The organism is Sphingopyxis sp. L1A2A (assembly GCF_005502465.1).
GTDB lineage: Bacteria > Pseudomonadota > Alphaproteobacteria > Sphingomonadales > Sphingomonadaceae > Sphingopyxis.
This window is the reverse complement of the sequence record NZ_SCOT01000004.1, coordinates 22618-40004: the sequence shown is the minus strand read 5'-3', so window position 1 is coordinate 40004 and position 17387 is coordinate 22618. Positions and strand designations below refer to the sequence as shown.

Here is a 17387-nt window from a genome sequence, read left to right as displayed (position 1 = left end):
CATGATGCGTAAGGACGAAGTGAGGGGGCTTGACCACTGGATCGGCGGGTCACCGGTTGCCCCTGGCGACGGCGCTTATTTCGAAAGCCTGAACCCGATTGACGACAGTCTCTATTCCCGGGCGGCTGCCGGGACTCCGGCCGACGTCGATCGAGCAGTTGAGGCGGCCGACACGGCCTATCGCCGGAACCGCGACCTTTCCGCAGCCGCGCGCGAGGGATGGATGATAAAGGCTTCGGCTCTCATGGAGCGTGACGCATCGCAATTTGCCGACACGCTCGTTGATGAAATCGGCTCGCCGATCGCAAAGGCCGGTTTCGAGACCCGGTTCGCCACGAGCTTCTTGCGCGCGGCCGCAGGCGTTCCCCGGCGCATTCGCGGCGAGACTATTCCATCCGATGCGCCCGGCCGCGTCAGCATGAGTTTTCGCGAACCGGTCGGAGTCGTTGCCGGCATTACGCCGTTCAACGTCCCGCTGATCAAGGGGATCAAGCAGTCGGCCATGGCGCTCGCGACGGGCAATGCCTTCGTCCTGCTTCCGTCGGAAGCGGCACCGCGCGTGGCCGATCAACTCGCGCGCCTCTGGGAGGAAGCAGGCGTGCCCGAAGGCCTGTTCAACATTGTATATGGGGACGGCGCCAAAATCGGCGATGCGCTTACTGGCCATCCCAAGGTTCGCGCGATCACCTTCACGGGCTCGTCCCGGGTCGGGCGGCATATCGCGCGCATCGCAGCTGAAGGCTTCAAGAAATATACCCTCGAACTCGGCGGGAAGAGTCCTCTCGTCGTCTGCGCCGACGCCGACATCGAAAAGGCCGTGGCGGCCGCGATCTTCAGCATCTTCATGTATCAGGGCCAGGTGTGCATGGGGGCGTCGCGTATCTATGTCGAACGTCCGATCTTCGACCGGTTCTCCAAGGCTTTCGCTGCTGCAGCTGCGAAACTCTCATCCGGCGATCTGCGCGATCCCGCAACGATGCTGGGTCCTATCATTTCCGGGCGTCAGCGCGCGCGCGTGCGGCAGCATATCGATGACGCCCGCGGCAAGGGAGCCGAAATACTCGCCGGGGGCGAATGGACGGGCCATGTGTGCCATGCGACCATCCTCTCCGGTGTCCAGCCCGGGATGGAGGTAGCGGCCCAGGAAACCTTCGGGCCGGTCACGTCGCTCTATCCGTTCGATGACCTCGATGAAGCCCTCCGGCTTGCCAACGACACCGAATATGGCCTGAGCGCCGCGATCTTCACGCGCGACATCGACAAGGCGCTTCGGTTCGCTCGCGAAATCGAGTCCGGGATGGTCCATGTCAACGCGCCCACGTTGCACGACGAGCCTCACGTGCCGTTCGGCGGTTCCAAGGCTTCCGGATTTGGCCGCGAGGGCACCGAGGCCGATCTTGAAATCATGACCGAGTGGAAATGGGTGAGCATCCAGACCGACGCGGCCGTTGGGGGAGCACACTGATGTCTCAAGGAAAGTCATCCATTCGCGCCAACCTCGCCGATCGCGCAAGAGGCGTCGGATCGCTGCGCGATTTTCTGGAGCTCCTCGAAGAATATGGGCAGGCCATTACCTGGACGGACCGGATCATGCCCGAGCCCGACCTGCGCAACATTGCCGTGGCCGCCTCGCGCGATGTCAACCATGCTCCTGCGATCCTGTTCGACAATATAGCGGGCTACCCCGGGAAACGCACGGTTGTCGGGGTGCACGGCTCTTGGGATAATATCGCGCTGCTCCTGGGTCAGCCAAAAGGCACCACAATCCGGGATATGTTCTTCGACATAGCCGGGCGCTGGGGCGATGCCTCTGCCCAGATCAGCCGCGTTTCCGAGGGGCAGGCGCCTGTCCATGAGTGCCGGCACGAGGAGAATATCAATCTCTACGACCTGCTGCCCGTGTATCGCATCAACGAGTTTGACGGGGGTTTCTATTTGGCCAAGGCGTCGGTGGCTTCGCGCGATCCGTTGGATCCGGAAAATTTCGGCAAGCAGAATGTCGGCATCTACAGGCTTCAGATCCAGGGTCCCGATCGCTTCAGCCTGATGACGATCCCGTCGCATGACATGGGACGCCAGATCCTCGCAGCGGAACGCGAAGGCCTGCCGCTCAAGATCGCCGTCATGCTCGGCAACCATCCCGGCGTCGCGTTGTTCGCAGCAACACCAATCGGCTACGACGAGTCCGAATATGCTTATGCCTCGGCGATGATGGGAGCGCCGATCCGGCTGACGAATTCCGGCAACGGTATCGACATCCTCGCGGATAGCGAGATCGTCATCGAAGCCGAGCTCCAGCTTGGTGAGCGCGTCTTCGAAGGGCCGTTCGGTGAATTCCCAGGATCCTACAGCGGCGTGCGACGCGCCCCTGTCTTCAAGGTGACCGCCGTCTCGCACCGAAAGAACCCTATATTCGAGAATATCTACATCGGTCGTGGCTGGACGGAGCACGACACGTTGATCGGTCTTCATACGTCGGCGCCCATCTATGCACAGTTGCGCCAGACCTTTCCCGAAGTCACCGCGGTGAATGCGCTGTACCAGCACGGACTGACAGCGATCATCGCGGTCAAGAACCGGATGGCGGGCTTCGCAAAATCCGTGGCGCTCCGCGCGCTTGGTACGCCCCATGGCCTCATGTATCTGAAAAATCTGATCATGGTCGATGGCGATATCGATCCCTTCGATCTCAACCAGGTCATGTGGGCCCTGTCGACCCGGACGCGCGCGGAGGACATCATCGTCCTGCCGAACATGGCGATGGTCCCGATCGACCCCGCTGCCGTGACGCCGGGGAAGGGGCACCATCTGATTATCGACGCAACAAGCTATCTCCCGCCCGATCCGGTGGGCGAGGCACATCTGGTCACCCCGCCCACCGGCCAGACTATCGATGACCTCGGCAAACGGATCCAGGCGATGCAACGAGGCGAGACGCTATGACTGCACCCCATTGCCCGCGATGTGGCTCCGACGCTTCGATCCCTGATTTCCGCGGCGTCGATGGCGAGAAAACGATTTGGACAATCCATCGCTGCACGGCCTGCTGTTTCTCTTGGCGCGACAGCGAGCCGGCGAGTGCGATCGACCCGCGTGTGCGCGCCGAGGAGTTCGCGATCGATGTTTCGGAGCCGGATCTTTTTCCGATCGTCCTGCAACCTTCGACCATGCGGAAATAGGGGGTGATCAAGATGGACGCAAATCGCCAAGCCGCCGCGCTCGACGCGCTAGAAGCACTGGTCGGTGCCGATGGGGTAACGCGCGATCCGGCGGCGCTCGCACCCTTCCATTCCGGAGTCGCCCTGCCCCTGGGTATCATCGCGCCGCGCGACACCGAGCAACTTGCCAAGGTCCTCGCGGTGGCGAGCGAGGCCGGAGCGGCGCTTCAACCTGTGTGCCGCGCGGTCGCAGGTCAGGAGGTGGCGGCACGCGACAAGATCATATTGCTCGATCTTGGCCGCATGAATGAGATTCTCGAGATCAATGAGAACTTGGCTTACTGCCTCGTCGAGCCAGGCGTCACCTTTCGGCAACTCTCCGAACAGATAGGCGAGCGGGGGCTCAAGCTCTGGGTCGATTGCCCGGGTGAGCCCGACGAATCGGTGGCGAGCGCCTTTCTGAAGCGGCGCGTGGGCTATACCCCATATGCCGATCATTATCTTATGCAATGCGGGCTTGAGTTGATGCTGGCCGACGGCCGCAGTGTCCGGACAGGGATGGGTGCTATGCCCAAGAGTACCTGCTGGCAGCTCTTCAAATTTGGTTACGGGCCCTGGATCGACGGGCTCTTCACACAATCCGATCTTGGCGTCGTGACCAAGCTCGGCCTCTGGCTCATGCCCCAGCCCCCGGCAGCGCAATCCTTTGCTGTCACGGTGCCGGACGAAGACGATCTTGGCAAACTTCTCGATGTACTGGGCCCGCTCAAGACCAATATGGTCGTCCCCAATGGCGTGGCGGTGGCAAATGCGCTGCACGAAGCAGCGCGTTCGGGCAAGGTACGCCGCGACTTCGGCGGCACCGGCCCAATGTCCGCCGGCGAGGTTCGAAAAGCCGGGGAGTCGATCGGGCTTGGCTACTGGACTCTTTACGGCTCGCTTTACGGGCTCCCCGACAATGTTCGCATCGCTTGGTCGATGGTCCAGGACGCGTTCGCATCGATCAAAGGCTCGCGGGTGCTGGCCGCTCCCGCAGCCGGGATGGAAGGACTGTGGGCGTGGCGAAAAGGCATGATGCTTGGTTCGGTCGGTAATGCACTTGGCCGCCCTTCGGCCTGGGCCGGAGGATCCTCTCTCGACATCGGCCCCATCAGCCCGGTTGATGGCAAGGAAGGGCTTCGCCTTTATGACTTGTCGCGCGATATTTCCGGCCGGCACGGTTTCGATTTTGTCGGAGAAACGAATGCCGTCTGGCGCTCTGCCCAGCATCGGCAGTATTTGTGCTTCGATGGCAGTCCCGCGGGCAGTAAACGGGCGAGAGACTGCGCTATCGAGCTGATCGATGCGCAGGCAGGTGCCGGATTTGGACAGACGCACGTCGAGCCGGCGCTCGCCGCCTCTGCTAGGGCGACCTATGAAAGCGGCGCGATAACTCAACTGCACGCGCGCGTGAAACGCGCGCTCGATCCCGCGAACCTCTTTCTGTCGGCCTGACCTCAAACAAGGGAATCGAAAGCATGAAGATGGGATTGCTGGCGGTCGCTCTGCTGATGCTAACCGCTTGTTCGAAATCGTCAGATGCGGACAAACCGGACGGTGCAGAATTATATGCCCTGAACTGCGCGGGTTGTCACGACCCGGGCCCGGGTCATCCCGCCACTATGCTGCTTGAAGAGATGGAGCGACCCGTTGCGCCCCTCATTGGCCGCAAGGACCTCGACAAGGACTATGTCCACTCGGTCGTCCGAAACGGGCTGATCGAAATGCCGCCATTCCGCCCAACCGAGCTGACAGACGCCGATGTGGATCTTGTATTCACCTACATCAAGACGGCAAAGGGTCCTTCGAACGCTCCTTGACGACGAGGCGCGCAAGGCTTTGCAAGGCATCGGCAGCGTCAGTCTCGTTAACGATCCGCGTATAGGCCGTCAGACTGAGGTTTGCGGCGTTCATTCGGTCCGCGCAGCTCTCAGCTCCAAGCGCACTCGCCGCGCTGATTAGCAGGTGCTGCGCCAGCCGTTCCCCTTCGAGTTCGGCCATCTTTACGAGGCGCCGGACACGCTGCGCCTTGGCAGCCGAGGCCCCGCTGGTACTGGCGGGAGCTTTCAGCCACCGGCGGGCCTGACGCAGTGGCCCGATGACTTCTGAATTTGTCGCCTCAATTTCTGCGAGGAGAAAACGCAATTCCGTCTCGCTAAGCACGATCGACCGCAGCTGCGCTAACCAGCAGCACAGAAGCAGGAGGTTGACATCGAAGCCATGGTCGTCCTGCAAGCTGAGGCAAATATCCGCTACACCGGGCTGCGCATAAGCTGATACCGAGAAACGCCAGAAGGTGTCGGGATCGAGTGGCTTCACGTCCTGCCCCCGAAATCCCCTCGCATGCCAGCGCCCGGGAGGCTCCCGTTTATGGCGATCGCACCAAGCGGGTCAGGAATCCCCACGCATCTCCTCCGGCTGCCAGCCCATTGCGTTGCTGGCTTTGAGAGCGGCGGCCTGGACTTTGTCGATATTGCTCTGGCAAAAGAATTTTTCGTCGGTCATCCGGCCAAGTACGCCAATCACCGCGATCAGCTTTTCCTGCATGTCGAATACCGGGACTGAAATGGCAGCGAGCCCCGGTACCACTTGGCCGTCCACCTTGGCGTAGCCTTGCCTCCGGATCTCCGTCAGCATAGCTTGCAGCTCGATTTCATCGATGGACGTCCGCGCAGCGCGCTCACGTTCAAGCAGCCGCTTATAGGCAGGGAGTGGCTGGAAAGCCATGAAAACTAGCCCTGCAGACGAATGCTGAATGGGAAGGACCGATCCGACGTGCAAAGACGTCGCAATTGGAACGCCGCCATCGAGCCAACGGATGATCGTCGGCCCATAGTCACCCCATATCGAGAGCAGACCAGTGGTCTCGAGATCATCCGCAAGCTGCCGCAGATAGGCGGTGGTGATGCGAATAACGTCGAGCCTCGACAAGGCCGAGAGTCCGATCTTGAGGGCGGTTGGACCGAGAGAATAGCGACCGTCCGCAGGCTCCTGCTGGACCAGCCCAGTATTAATGTAGGCCTGGAGATATCGGTGCGCCTGGCTGCGCGACATCTCGGCTCCCGCGGCGATATCGCGAAGGGGTGCGCAGCCGCCGGGACAAGATATCAGCGCTTCGAGCACGCGGACCCCAGTCTCTACCGACTGGATACTCTTGCGAGGCTTTTGCGCAACATCGCGCGGCGATTTGGAAGAGGCGGACATATCGGAGTGATCGTCTTCAAGCTCTGTCACTCTCACGCTTTTTGCCTGACGTTCCAAACTTCTTCCATTCTCTTATTTTGTCCCTTTTGCAGGGATACGAGGGTTCTAGGAAGCAACAACAGATACAATTCATATCTCAAGATGCAAAGTCGTTTCTTGTGCAACTGCCCGCGCGGCATTCCTATGCAATGGCAGATTGCGCCCTGTTGCCAGCCATTCGCGCGTATCCGCTCTCCTGCCGTGTGCCAGTGTCCGCCGGCAAATCGAACGTGAAAATTAGCGCGGCGAGGATGCAGCCTCGACGGCCACAGTTTCGACGCGGCCTGCTGCTGGCGGCTCGTCCTCGCGGCGTGTCGCCATGAACACCCCTGCACCGACAAGTGCCGCGCCCGCAATGTGAAAGGGAGCGAGATGTTCTCCAAGCAGGAGAATTGCAAGCGCAACCCCAAAGACTGGGGGCAGATTCATATAGATACTCGCGCGAGCGACACCGATCAAATCCACTGAACGGTTGAAAAAGAAATATGCAAGGAGCGAAGGGAAAATTCCGACATAAAGGATGGCGAGCGGAACCTCAATCCTCGCCGCCATATAATGGCCGTGCGCAATCTCCAGAAGATACGGGATGGCAATGCTTGCGGCCCCGACCGCGAACAGCGTTACGAGAAAGCTGAGCTGATGTATGGCGGGTTTCTTCCGCAAAAGGGTCGAGTAGAGCGAGTAGAGAAAAACGCCGAAAAGGGCGGCGGCATCTCCGCGGTTGAACGTCATGGCCAGAATATTGGCTAGGCTTCCTTGCGCGACGATGACGAGCAAACCGGCCAGTGATACGAGCGTGCCTGCCAACTGACCGATCGTAATTCGGTCTCGAAAGATCACTGTCGAAAGCAGGAGTATCATCGAAGGCATGGCGCCCTGCATCATCAGGTTATTCGTCGCCGTTGTATATTGAAGGCCCCAATAAACCACGAGGGCGAACGCTCCGATCCCAAGCGTTCCGAGAAACGACAGCATTTTCCAATTCTGCAGAATTGCGCGACGATCCGCGACAAGATGCGGCCAAGCGAAAAGTAAGCCTACCCCCATTGCTACGACCCATCGCCAAAAGGCCATGCCGAGGGGGGTAACGAGGTGGTGAACTGCGCGCGCAACAATGGGGTTGAGGGCCCAAAAAAGCGAGGCTGCACAAAGCAATAAGCCAGCAGAACCCCAGGCTCGCTGAAATATTGGAAATCGATGCGTCAATGGATGCCCCTTTTGGTCAGTTTGCCGATCTGGTGCGCCGCCCTGCGCTTCTTCTGGCTCGCAAAATTTGGCTTGAACCATGATCCGATCTGCGTCATCGCGTTGCACATAGTGCATCACATTTTTCTAAATGCAATAAGGAAGCGCATAAGGTGGCGCTCGCTGGAGGGGCACCATGACCCGAATGTTAGAAGGAATTCGGATTCTTGACCTCAGTCGGGTCCTTGCTGGACCTTGGGCAACGCAGCTCATGGCCGATTTGGGCGCCACAGTTATCAAGGTCGAACGCCCGCTCGAAGGGGACGACACGCGTCGTTGGGGGCCGCCTTGGCTTTATGCCGGCGGAGAGGCAACGTCTGCCTATTATCTGTGCGCAAATCGGGGAAAGGAAGCGATTGCCGTCGATTTCACCGACGCCGAGGGACAGCAGATTATTCGAGATTTGGCGGCCGGTTGCGACGTTGTCGTTGAGAATTTCAAAGTCGGGACGCTCAAGCGCTACGGGCTCGACGCTGCGAGGCTGCGAGAGGCCAACCCGGCCCTGGTCTATTGTTCCGTGACGGGCTTTGGCCAAGACGGCCCCTATAGCGGCCGGCCCGGTTATGATTTTATCGCGCAGGGCATGGGCGGATTAATGAGCGTCACGGGTTCGCAGGAAAGTGGCCCGATGAAGACGGGCGTTGCCCTGTCTGACATCATGACGGGTCTCTACTCGGCGATCGCGATCCTGGCAGCTCTTGTCCGGCGGGGAAATACCGGCGAGGGCGCTCATCTCGACGTGTCGTTGCTCGATGTCACCGTTGCCACCCTTGCAAATCAAGCCTTTAACTTTTTCGCCACGGGGGAGAATCCGCCCCGTTATGGCAACGCTCACCCCAACATCGTGCCATACCAGTCTTTCCCGACAGCCGACCGCGGGATCAATCTCGCAATCGGGAACGACTCTCAGTTTCGTCGGCTGTGCGACGCAATTGGGCGGAGTGACCTTGCTGACGACCCACGCTTTGGCACCAATGGTTCGCGGGCCGGAAACAAACAGGCGCTGGAAGATGAGTTGGCGCCGATCTTTGTAGGCGCGGGCGCAGCTTCATGGATAGAACGGCTCGACGCCGCCGATGTCCCGGCTGGTCCGATCAATGAAATTTCGGACGTCTTTAAGGACGCTCATGTTCTGCACCGTGGAATGAAGATTTCGCTCAACCACAAGGAATTGGGTGATCTTCCAGGCATAGCCAGCCCCATCAAAGTCGATGGCGAGCGCGCGGTTGCCTCCACACCACCACCGCTCTTGGGCGAGAATACTGATTCCGTTCTGCGGAGAGAGCTCGGACTGGGCGACTTAGAAGTAGTGGGGCTAAAGACAAGAGGAGTAATAGGGTGATCCTCATCGACCGCACCGAGCGACGATGGAGCCTCCGATCATGCCCTTCCTCACCATGCTCTCATGAATATTAGTTAGGCGGCGGCGCGATGTTTTCGCAGGCCCGCCAACGCCGACGAGGCGACCGCGCCGATGTGTGATTCTGCCAGCCCGCGCGCGCGGGCAGGAGATTTGGAAGCGATCGCCTCAATGATTTCATCATGTTCACGTGCGGTATCGGCCATGAAATGATTGAAACCACCGGCTTGGTTGATGAAGAAATCAGACATGTCAAAATTGCTGTTCTGCCGCGCGTCGAGAAAGGGCGACTGAGCCATATCGTGGATGAGCTGATGGAAGGCACGGTTGAGTTCGCAATAAATTACCGCGCTGCGCGGCTCGTCAAAGTCGATCGTGAGAATACGTGCTTGCAGCGCGCGCAAATCGCGCGTTTGCGAATCGGTCCGACGCGCTGCCGCCAGTTCCGTCAGCAGTCCCTCGAGCCTTTCAAACATGATATAGAAATCTGCGATCTGGTCATAGCTTGGATTTATCACCTCGCAACCGACCTGCGGAATTATGCGAACAAATCCTTCCGAACTCAAACGGTTGAGCGCGGCCATGATCGGCTGGCGGCTCGCTCCGGTATCGCTCACAAGATCCTTGACCGACAGCCGCTGGCCAAAATTATATTGCGCGCCAACCATTCGGCTAACGAGAAGATCGTAAATTTCATCCTTCTTGTTCACTCGAATTGTCTCCAACTTTGGCGCTGCTACGCACGCCGCGAATATCCCCCTTGATTCAGCAAGAACGCAAGAGTCAGTCGTTGGCGAACGGATCCGGCTGCAAGAGCTGTTCGCAACGGAAATCGACAGATTCACTCTGCATATTTTGTTCGGCGCAATCGATCGTGGACAGCAAGTCTTTTTATAAGCGCTTACCATGCGCGATCACGCGCCATATTCGCCAAACGAATGATCGCCGCCAGATGATCGTTCCAACTCTTCATTGCTTCGCGCTTCTCGTCCTTCCAGTCGTGGCGCTGGTAGATACCGGCGACGCCCGCGCGGGAACCTCCGACGTGATTGAGCACAGCTTCGGTCACTTCAAATCGAACGCCTAGCCGTTGAAACCCGGTTGCAAGAGTTCGTCTCAAGTCATGCAGTCGCCAGTCCGGTAACGGTTCGCGGCCGTCTTGCGACATAAGCAGGTCGAGCTTGATCTTGCCTTTGCTATATCCGGTGAACCTTCCGCCCCTGGAGGTCGTGAACATCCTGCCGCTACGCGGCCAGATAGCCGACCCGGCAACCTCGTCGAGGATCGCAACTGCAAGTTCGTTGAGCGGAATTCGGTTGGGCTCGCCATTCTTTGCCCGTTCGCCGGGCAGGGTCCATAGGAGATCTTTACGGTTGAGTTCCTCCCAACGCAGCGACGAAACCTCCTCTCGTCGCTGACCGGTGACGATCAGAAGGCGGATGATGGGTCCGAAACAGGAATGCGTGTTTGGCGCCGCCATCCAGATGCGGCCAAGCTCCTCGTCTGAAAGCCAGCGATCGCGAGGTTTGACCGGGGGCGGGGTTTCCATGCCTTCCATCGGACTCCGATCGATATCTCCCCGGCTGACGGCCCAGCGCAAAAGGCGGCGCAAAACAGCGAAGACGTTACGGATATTTGCGATCTGCGCGCGCGGCATGCGGTCGAAGACGGCAACGATGTCGATTCGCGTAAGATTGGGAAGGGGCTTTGATCCCAAGACCGGCTTTACATGCAGCTCGAGGCTGCGCTTGACGAGGCGCCTCCAGCCTTCTCCAACGCAGGCCTCAGCGAAGCGATCAGAGTAATTATCGAAGGCTAGATCGACCGACTCTCGCCGTCGTTGCCGCTCTGCTTCGCCTGGATCGATTCCCTGGGCGATCAGAATAGCCAGTCGCTCCGCTTCGGCTCTGGCGGTGGCTGGCGTCCATGGCGAGCCATGGCTGCCTATCGTGTAGCGACGCGTCTTAGATTCGCGACCGCCCATTCGGAATTGCAACACGTAAGACACGGCGCCAGCTTTGGTTCGCTTTGCGCCAAAACCCTTTATGCTATCATCCCAAAGAATGTCATGTTGCCCGCTCGAAATGAGAGCATCGACCGACCGTTTTGTGATCTTTCCGCTTGCCATAAATTGGTCTCCCAATACGGCGTTTCCAGCAATCACCCGGCAATCACCGTGGCGGAAATTGCCGCGTAATTGGGGAAAAGATAGCATAGGGAGTGGCTATAAAAAACTAGCCTTTTCAACCCTATAGCACTCCTATATACGCCTCCAGCGAAAATACCAGACTTCGTGGCCCAGCCGGCGCGCCTTGGCTTCATAACGCGTTTCGGGCCAGCCGCCCGGCCGGTTCTGGAAATCCTGTGCGTCCTCGGCCAGCCATTCGAACTGGTGGCGGTGGCGGCGCATGACCATCAGCGCGTGCCCGAGATAGATCGGGTGGTCGGTGCCGAAGCGGAACTCGCCGCCGGGTTTCAGCTTGGCCGCGATCAGGTCGAGCGGGCCGTCGTTCATCATCCGCCGCTTGGCATGGCGCGCCTTGGGCCAGGGATCGGGATGGAGCAGATAGGCAAAGCTCAGCGCGCCGTCGGGGATGCGCTGCAACACCTCCAGCGCGTCGCCATGATGGATGCGGACGTTGGCCAGCGGCAACTTCGCACCATGATCCCCCGCGATATGGACGAGCGCCTGCGCGACACCGTTGATGAACGGCTCGGCGCCGATGAAGCCGTGATCGGGCAGCATGTCGGCGCGTCCCGCCATATGCTCGCCGCCGCCAAAACCGATTTCGAAATGGAGCGGTCGGTCATAGCCGAACAGCGCCTCGGCGGTGACATCGCCATCGCCGGGAACCGCGATCTGCGGCAACAGCGTGTCGACCAGATCCTGCTGTCCGGCGCGCAGCGGCTTGCCCTTTGAGCGGCCATAGAGGCGGTTGATCGTCGTCGGATCGCCGGGCTTGTGTGCAGTCATGCCGCGCCGGTTAGCGCCGCGACCGGGCCGCCGCAAGGCAGCACGCGCTTAAAGCGCGTCGTTGTTGATGCTGATCGTTTTGTTCTTGCCCCAAGTTGGAACGGCCGTGACGCGGCGGTTTGCGGCGACAATCTCCATGACGCGCTGCGGTGAGGGCAGCTGGTCCTGCGCGGCGAAACCGATATTCTGCGTCGCGGTCACCGCGGTGATGGCATAACGCGGTTCGGCCGGCTTGCCCTTTTCGGTCATCGCGATCAGCTTTGCCCCGGGGTCAGGTCCGACCCAGATACCATTGCCGTTGTCGCCAACCGCCAGCAGGTAATTTTCGGCATCGGCATTCTGACGATAGACCCTTGTATTGCCGCCGAGATCCGGGTCGCGGCACCAGCGCGCGGCGGCGAGCGCAGCGGTCGTCTCGGGCGTCGGTTTGGCTTTGCTGCGCGCCGCGGCCATGGTCAATAGGCTGGACATCATGTCCGCACCGCTGTTTTTCGGGGCGTCCTTTGCCGCGACCGGAAAGCTGAGCGGGGCGGTGCAATCGCCGATGGGCGCCGCTTCAGGCGCGAGGGGAATTTTCCGCGGCCACTGGATTTCCGCCAATGCGGCGTCCATCCACTGCGAAAGCTCGGCGGGCGAGCGTGTCTGCGACGAGGCGCGCAGCTTGACGTACCAATCCCCGACCTGCAGCATCGCCACGCCCGTGCTGCGATACGCGCCGCCCTTTGGCTCATAGACAGCTTTCAACCCCGATGCGGTCGATTGGTTCGGCGGGACAAAGGCTTGCGCGGCCATCGCGATCGCCGGGTGGCCGAACGTGTCGCGATTCTCGATCCCCCATTGCGCCTGCGCGAACCACACCGGCACCGCGCCGTTGGTCTTGCGGAACACATAGAAGGACATCGATTCGACGGCATCGCCGACAATGTAGGACAGGCCGACGTCGAGATCGTCGGCGGCATAGGCCATGCCACGCTCGCGCGCCGCGCCGCCCAGCGTCGCTGGAACGACGATGCCGCTATGCTTGTGTTTCCACGCCTTGCCATCCTTGAGCGGCAGCGGCTGTTGCGCCGCCGCGGGCGCGGCCCCGATGCCCGTGGCAACCAGCGCTGCCAAAAGGATTTTCAACCAATGACTTGCCATGCGCAACCTCCCCGATCCGACGCGAGTGCTGTCAGATCGGGACGATGATGGCAAGCGCTGCGGCGTCGCCTCAGGCGGCGAGCGCGGCTTTCAGCTTGTCGGTCAGGTCGGTGCGTTCCCACGGGAAGCTGTCGCCTTCGGACGTGCGGCCGAAATGGCCATAGGCGGCGGTCTGCTTGTAGATCGGCTTGTTGAGCCCGAGATGGGTGCGGATGCCCTTCGGGGTCAGGCGCACCAGCTGCGGGATCGCCGCTTCGATGCGGCTTTCCTCGACGGTGCCGGTGCCGTGCAGATCGACATAGATCGACAGCGGTTCGGCAACGCCGATCGCATAGGACAGCTGGATCGTGCAGCGGCGCGCGAGCCCGGCGGCAACGATATTCTTGGCCAGATAGCGGGTGATATAGGCCGCCGAACGGTCAACCTTCGTCGGATCCTTGCCGCTGAATGCGCCGCCGCCGTGCGGCGCCGCGCCGCCATAAGTGTCGACGATGATCTTGCGGCCGGTCAGCCCGGCGTCGCCGTCGGGGCCGCCGATCTCGAAACAGCCGGTCGGGTTGATGTGATAGACGGTGTTGGCGGTCAGCAGCTCGGCGGGCAGCACATCGGCGATCACGCCCAGCACATATTTGCGCAGTTCGGTGTACTTCGCCTCGTCGCCGTCGCCGTTGTGAAAGAAATAGCCCGGCGCATGCTGGGTCGACACGACGATCGCGGTCGCTTCGACCGGGCGTTCGTTGGCGTAGCGCAGCGTGACCTGGCTCTTGGCGTCGGGCTCGAGGAACGGCGCGTTGCCCGCCTTGCGGTCGGCGGCCATGCGCTCGAGGATCTTGTGGCTGTAATCCAGCGTTGCGGGCATCAGGTCGGGGGTTTCGTCCGACGCATAGCCGAACATGATCCCCTGATCGCCTGCGCCCTCGTCCTTGTTCTCGCCGGCATCGACGCCCTGCGCGATATGCGCCGATTGCGGGTGCAGATTGTTCTCAAAACGGAACGTCTGCCAGTGGAAACCCGACTGTTCATAGCCGATGTCGCGGACGGTCGCGCGCACCGCGGCCTCGACTTCCTCGGGCACGCCCGGCGCCCAATTGCCGTCTTCGTCCATGATCCCGCGCCCACGAATTTCACCCGCCAGCACGACAAGCTGCGTCGTGGTCAGCGTTTCGCAGGCTACGCGCGCCTCGGGATCCTTCGACAGGAACAGGTCGACGATCGAATCGCTGATCTGGTCGGCCACCTTGTCGGGATGTCCTTCGGACACGCTTTCAGAGGTGAAGAGGAAGCTGTTGCGCATGGGGGAGCCTTCTTGGAATTGATCAGAGGGGAATCGGATATAAAGGATGCTTTATGTGCGGGTGCTGTTAGCGTCCGCGGCGGCGAAAGGCAATGGCCGCCGCGAGCAACAGCAGCGCAAATCCGACCGGCAGCATGTTGCCATGACGCGCGAACAGCGTCGGGGCATGCGCGGGCGGCACGACGGTGTCGATCCGTCCCGCGACGTGCATCGGCAGCGATTCGAGGACGCGGCCATCGGCGTCGATCACCGCGCTGATCCCGGTCGGGGTGGCGCGCACGACCGGCAGCCCTTCCTCGATCGCGCGCAGCCGCGCCTGCGCCAGATGCTGCGGCGGCCCCCAGCCGCCGAACCATGCGTCGTTCGACGGGTTGAAGATGAAATCGGGGCGGTGCTCGCGGTCGACGACCTGCCCCGAAAAGATGATCTCGTAACAGATTTGCAGCCCGGCGCGGCCAAAGGCGCCCAGGTCGAGCGTGCGTGCGCCCGGACCGGGCCAGAAATCGATGTCGCCGGGGGCGAGCCGCGACAGGCCGATCGCCGACAGCACTGGGCGCAGCGGCAGATATTCGCCATAAGGGACCAGATGCGCCTTGTCATAACGTGGGCCGAGGGTGCCGTCGGCGTGGACAGTCATCACCGCGTTGCGGGCGCCGACGACGTCGCCGGTCTTGTCGAGCTCGAGCTTCAATGCGCCAAGCAGCATCAGGTCGCCGGGGTTCATCAGCGCGGTCAACCGTGCCCGCGCCGCGGCGGGCGAGCGGTCATAATAGGGCAGCGGATAGCCCGCCTCGAGATAATCGGGCACCGCCGCCTCGGGCCACAGGATCAGCCGCGGGGTATCGTCCTTCGGCGCGGTCAGCCGCGCGAGCTTGGCGAAATTGGCGTCTGCCTTGGCGCCGACCCATTTGTCGGCTTGCCCGACATTGGGCTGGACGACGGTGATGGGGATGGTTTTCGGTTGCGGCGAATCCGCCGCATTGACGGTGGTGTCCACCAAATTGCCAACTGCGCTGGCCTGAGCAAATACCAGCGTGATGACTGCGGCCGCGACCAATATACCGCCGAGAATGATGGACGGAAATGTGCCATCCTTCAACGACGGGCCGAGTGCCCGCCGCCATGCGGGCAGCCATTGCGCCGCTTGGACAACAACAAACCCGGCCGCCAGCATGACGATCGCGGACATTCCGTAGGTACCGACCAGCCGCGTCGTTGAGAGCATCGGCGTCATCGGCGCGATGATCGCACTCAGCGGATTCCACGCAAAGCCAGTGAACACCCAGCTGCGCAGCCATTCTGTGAGCGTCCACAGCGCCGCGAAAGCGAGGATGAAGGACAGCGTCGCCCCCGCGAAGGCGGGGGCCGTTGGCGGCGTTGCGCTGTCGGTCCCCGCCTGCGCGGGGGCGACGAAGTTGGTCATGGCCCACGCCCCCCACGCGGCCAACGCCGGATACACCGCCAGATAAAGCGCCAGCAGCACCACCGCGACCCACCCCAGCCATGCGGGCATCGCCGCCTGATAGGTGAACGCCGTTGCGATCCAGTTCAGTCCGACGACAAAATGCCCGACCCCGAACGCCCAGCCGATGCCGAACGTTCGCCAGCCCTTGGGACTGCGCGCCACCAGCGCCAACCAGCCCGCGAGCGCGAGCAAAGTCAGTGGCCACAAATGCAAGGGCGCAAATCCAGTCGCCGAAACGGCGCCGAGCGCGAGAGCAATCAGCTTGGGCCAGCGGTCGGCAAAAGCGGCGATGCGGGGGGATAGCGCGGTCACGCGCCCTGCTTTAGCCGGGCGCCGCGATGCTCACTAGAGCATATATTTCATCTTGATCGCCTGGCGTGTGTCGCCGGTGATCGCAAAGCTGGCCGATTTGAACTTGGGCGCCCCCATGCCGATCGCGGGATTGCGCGAAAAGCCGAAGCCTTCCTTGGGCATGAACAGCGCCATATCCATCTTGTTGTTGCTGTTTTCATCGTGGACGACGGCGATGGCATAGGTGCCATCCACGGGGGCGGCGACCTTGAAATGACCCGCGTTCGCGGCTTTCACCGCCAGCCGCACCGACGCCTTGTCCTTGCTGCAATCGGGAAATGCCTTGGGGTTGGCGGTCAGGCAGACGAGTATCTGTCCCTTGGTACTGCGCAATCCGGCTACGCTGACGTCAATTGTCGGCGGCGGCGCGCTCGCTGCGGCTGTGAGCATCGGCAAAACTGCCAAGCCCAATATCGGTGCCGCAAATCTTGTCCCAGAAACGGAAATACAGGCCATAATTCCCCCGGTAAGCGGCATGATGCTGCTCGTGATGCGTTGCGGTTATCAGCCACCGCCCGACTGGTCCATGAACAAGCGCGCGCGGGAACATTTCCCACCCCATATGATTGCCGACCCCCATCACCGTCATGATCGTCAGCACCAGTCCCAGCACCGCGACATGGATCGGGATCAGAAACACCAGCGCCGGAATGGCAACCGCGCCGGTGATCGCCTCGATCGGATGGAAACTCATCGCCGCCCAGGCGGTCGGCGGGCGGCTGTCATGATGCACCGCATGCGCGATGCGGAACGGGCGCGGTCGATGCATCCAGCGGTGGGTCCAGTAGAACCAGCTGTCGTGCGCGAGCAGATAGGCGAGCAGGCTGACCGGCAGATACCAGAGCGGCCAGGCATCGACGTGGGTGTAGATGCGCGTCCAGCCGTGCGCCTGCCACCCCCATGCGACGATGCCCGCGGGGACCCCGTAAATCGCGGCGCTGGCGAGGCTCCAGCCGATCTCGCGCCGTATCTGCGGTTCCAGCCCGCGATAGAGGCCGGGGTGTCTGATCCGCGTCGCCAGCGCAAAACCGCCGCTGCTGATCAGGTAGCGGACCCCGACGATCGCGGTCATCGCTAGCGCGGAGAAAATGATCGCATCCATGCATGAAGCGATAGCC

The 17387-nt window shown here is 61.3% G+C and carries 17 protein-coding genes; 6 read left to right on the top strand and 11 right to left on the bottom strand.

All coding sequences use genetic code 11. The features are described from left to right. Positions 1 to 4 precede the first annotated feature (4 nt). The 5 genes from FFS68_RS03950 to FFS68_RS03930 are packed head-to-tail and all read left to right on the top strand — an operon-like array spanning position 5 to position 5017. Positions 5 to 1465 carry an aldehyde dehydrogenase family protein gene (locus FFS68_RS03950; protein ID WP_037557719.1) on the top strand — a complete coding sequence of 487 codons (1461 nt, stop codon included), beginning with the start codon at positions 5 to 7 and terminating at the stop codon, positions 1463 to 1465. After that, positions 1465 to 2943: a non-oxidative hydroxyarylic acid decarboxylases subunit C gene (locus FFS68_RS03945; protein WP_052182498.1), complete on the top strand. Its 1479-nt coding sequence runs from the start codon at positions 1465 to 1467 to the stop codon at positions 2941 to 2943. Before FFS68_RS03950 ends, FFS68_RS03945 begins: the two co-directional genes overlap by 1 nt. Further along, the gene (locus tag FFS68_RS03940; protein ID WP_037557656.1) at positions 2940 to 3179 is read left to right on the top strand and encodes a non-oxidative hydroxyarylic acid decarboxylases subunit D; all 240 of its coding nucleotides are present in this window, start codon (positions 2940 to 2942) and stop codon (positions 3177 to 3179) included. The genes FFS68_RS03945 and FFS68_RS03940 overlap by 4 nt, the downstream gene beginning before the upstream one ends. A 12-nt stretch (positions 3180 to 3191) precedes the next feature. Further along, a complete protein-coding gene (locus FFS68_RS03935) occupies positions 3192 to 4652 on the top strand; it encodes an FAD-binding oxidoreductase (protein WP_037557721.1) in 1461 nt (486 codons plus the stop codon). Positions 4653 to 4675: 23 nt separating this feature from the next. Next, positions 4676 to 5017 carry a cytochrome c gene (locus FFS68_RS03930; RefSeq protein WP_037557657.1) on the top strand — a complete coding sequence of 114 codons (342 nt, stop codon included), beginning with the start codon at positions 4676 to 4678 and terminating at the stop codon, positions 5015 to 5017. Here the strand turns inward: FFS68_RS03930 and FFS68_RS03925 are convergent. The 3 genes from FFS68_RS03925 to FFS68_RS03915 all read right to left on the bottom strand — a co-directional run bounded on the left by FFS68_RS03925 (position 4983) and on the right by FFS68_RS03915 (position 7763). Beyond that, the gene (locus FFS68_RS03925; protein WP_058456271.1) at positions 4983 to 5516 is read right to left on the bottom strand and encodes a TIGR02444 family protein; all 534 of its coding nucleotides are present in this window, start codon (positions 5514 to 5516) and stop codon (positions 4983 to 4985) included. The two genes, FFS68_RS03930 and FFS68_RS03925, sit on opposite strands and share 35 nt — an antisense overlap. Before the next feature lie 72 nt (positions 5517 to 5588). Continuing rightward, the gene (locus FFS68_RS03920) at positions 5589 to 6431 is read right to left on the bottom strand and encodes an IclR family transcriptional regulator (protein WP_058540050.1); all 843 of its coding nucleotides are present in this window, start codon (positions 6429 to 6431) and stop codon (positions 5589 to 5591) included. Positions 6432 to 6677: 246 nt separating this feature from the next. Beyond that, positions 6678 to 7763, bottom strand: a complete 1086-nt coding sequence (locus tag FFS68_RS03915; protein ID WP_235211618.1) for a DMT family transporter — start codon at positions 7761 to 7763, stop codon at positions 6678 to 6680. Positions 7764 to 7821: 58 nt separating this feature from the next. Here FFS68_RS03915 and FFS68_RS03910 point away from each other — a divergent pair, with 58 nt between their 5' ends. Then, entirely contained in the window at positions 7822 to 9027 is a 1206-nt protein-coding gene (locus FFS68_RS03910) for a CaiB/BaiF CoA-transferase family protein (RefSeq protein WP_037557658.1), read from the top strand. A 74-nt stretch (positions 9028 to 9101) separates the two neighbouring features. Here the strand turns inward: FFS68_RS03910 and FFS68_RS03905 are convergent, their stop codons facing one another. From FFS68_RS03905 to FFS68_RS03870, 8 genes are all read right to left on the bottom strand, one after another. Beyond that, positions 9102 to 9755, bottom strand: a complete 654-nt coding sequence (locus tag FFS68_RS03905) for a GntR family transcriptional regulator (protein ID WP_161786582.1) — start codon at positions 9753 to 9755, stop codon at positions 9102 to 9104. Between the two features lie 191 nt (positions 9756 to 9946). Further along, positions 9947 to 11260 (bottom strand): site-specific integrase, encoded by a 1314-nt coding sequence (locus FFS68_RS03900; RefSeq protein WP_231729164.1) that lies wholly within the window; start codon positions 11258 to 11260, stop codon positions 9947 to 9949. A gap of 45 nt (positions 11261 to 11305) precedes the next feature. After that, positions 11306 to 12019 (bottom strand): tRNA (guanine(46)-N(7))-methyltransferase TrmB, encoded by a 714-nt coding sequence (locus FFS68_RS03895; RefSeq protein WP_137752006.1) that lies wholly within the window; start codon positions 12017 to 12019, stop codon positions 11306 to 11308. 48 nt (positions 12020 to 12067) lie between these two features. Further along, positions 12068 to 13159: a hypothetical protein gene (locus tag FFS68_RS03890; RefSeq protein ID WP_137752005.1), complete on the bottom strand. Its 1092-nt coding sequence runs from the start codon at positions 13157 to 13159 to the stop codon at positions 12068 to 12070. A gap of 70 nt (positions 13160 to 13229) precedes the next feature. Next, positions 13230 to 14453 (bottom strand): methionine adenosyltransferase, encoded by a 1224-nt coding sequence (gene metK / locus FFS68_RS03885; RefSeq protein ID WP_137752004.1) that lies wholly within the window; start codon positions 14451 to 14453, stop codon positions 13230 to 13232. Positions 14454 to 14520: 67 nt separating this feature from the next. After that, positions 14521 to 16230 carry an apolipoprotein N-acyltransferase gene (gene lnt, locus FFS68_RS03880; protein WP_137752003.1) on the bottom strand — a complete coding sequence of 570 codons (1710 nt, stop codon included), beginning with the start codon at positions 16228 to 16230 and terminating at the stop codon, positions 14521 to 14523. 33 nt (positions 16231 to 16263) lie between these two features. Then, positions 16264 to 16659 (bottom strand): DUF2141 domain-containing protein, encoded by a 396-nt coding sequence (locus FFS68_RS03875; protein WP_137752002.1) that lies wholly within the window; start codon positions 16657 to 16659, stop codon positions 16264 to 16266. Continuing rightward, positions 16619 to 17371: a sterol desaturase family protein gene (locus FFS68_RS03870; RefSeq protein ID WP_137752001.1), complete on the bottom strand. Its 753-nt coding sequence runs from the start codon at positions 17369 to 17371 to the stop codon at positions 16619 to 16621. Before FFS68_RS03870 ends, FFS68_RS03875 begins: the two co-directional genes overlap by 41 nt. Positions 17372 to 17387 lie beyond the last annotated feature (16 nt).

Bases quoted from the DNA above. Each gene is read 5' to 3' on its own strand.
- FFS68_RS03950 (WP_037557719.1), top strand. From the start codon at position 5: ATGCGTAAGGACGAAGTGAGGGGGCTTGACCACTGGATCGGCGGGTCA.
- FFS68_RS03945 (WP_052182498.1), top strand. From the start codon at position 1,465: ATGTCTCAAGGAAAGTCATCCATTCGCGCCAACCTCGCCGATCGCGCA.
- FFS68_RS03940 (WP_037557656.1), top strand. From the start codon at position 2,940: ATGACTGCACCCCATTGCCCGCGATGTGGCTCCGACGCTTCGATCCCT.
- FFS68_RS03935 (WP_037557721.1), top strand. From the start codon at position 3,192: ATGGACGCAAATCGCCAAGCCGCCGCGCTCGACGCGCTAGAAGCACTG.
- FFS68_RS03930 (WP_037557657.1), top strand. From the start codon at position 4,676: ATGAAGATGGGATTGCTGGCGGTCGCTCTGCTGATGCTAACCGCTTGT.
- FFS68_RS03915 (WP_235211618.1), bottom strand. From the start codon at position 7,763: ATGCACTATGTGCAACGCGATGACGCAGATCGGATCATGGTTCAAGCC.
- FFS68_RS03910 (WP_037557658.1), top strand. From the start codon at position 7,822: ATGACCCGAATGTTAGAAGGAATTCGGATTCTTGACCTCAGTCGGGTC.
- FFS68_RS03900 (WP_231729164.1), bottom strand. From the start codon at position 11,260: ATGCTATCTTTTCCCCAATTACGCGGCAATTTCCGCCACGGTGATTGC.
- FFS68_RS03895 (WP_137752006.1), bottom strand. From the start codon at position 12,019: ATGACTGCACACAAGCCCGGCGATCCGACGACGATCAACCGCCTCTAT.
- FFS68_RS03890 (WP_137752005.1), bottom strand. From the start codon at position 13,159: ATGGCAAGTCATTGGTTGAAAATCCTTTTGGCAGCGCTGGTTGCCACG.
- metK (WP_137752004.1), bottom strand. From the start codon at position 14,453: ATGCGCAACAGCTTCCTCTTCACCTCTGAAAGCGTGTCCGAAGGACAT.
- FFS68_RS03875 (WP_137752002.1), bottom strand. From the start codon at position 16,659: ATGCTCACAGCCGCAGCGAGCGCGCCGCCGCCGACAATTGACGTCAGC.
- FFS68_RS03870 (WP_137752001.1), bottom strand. From the start codon at position 17,371: ATGGATGCGATCATTTTCTCCGCGCTAGCGATGACCGCGATCGTCGGG.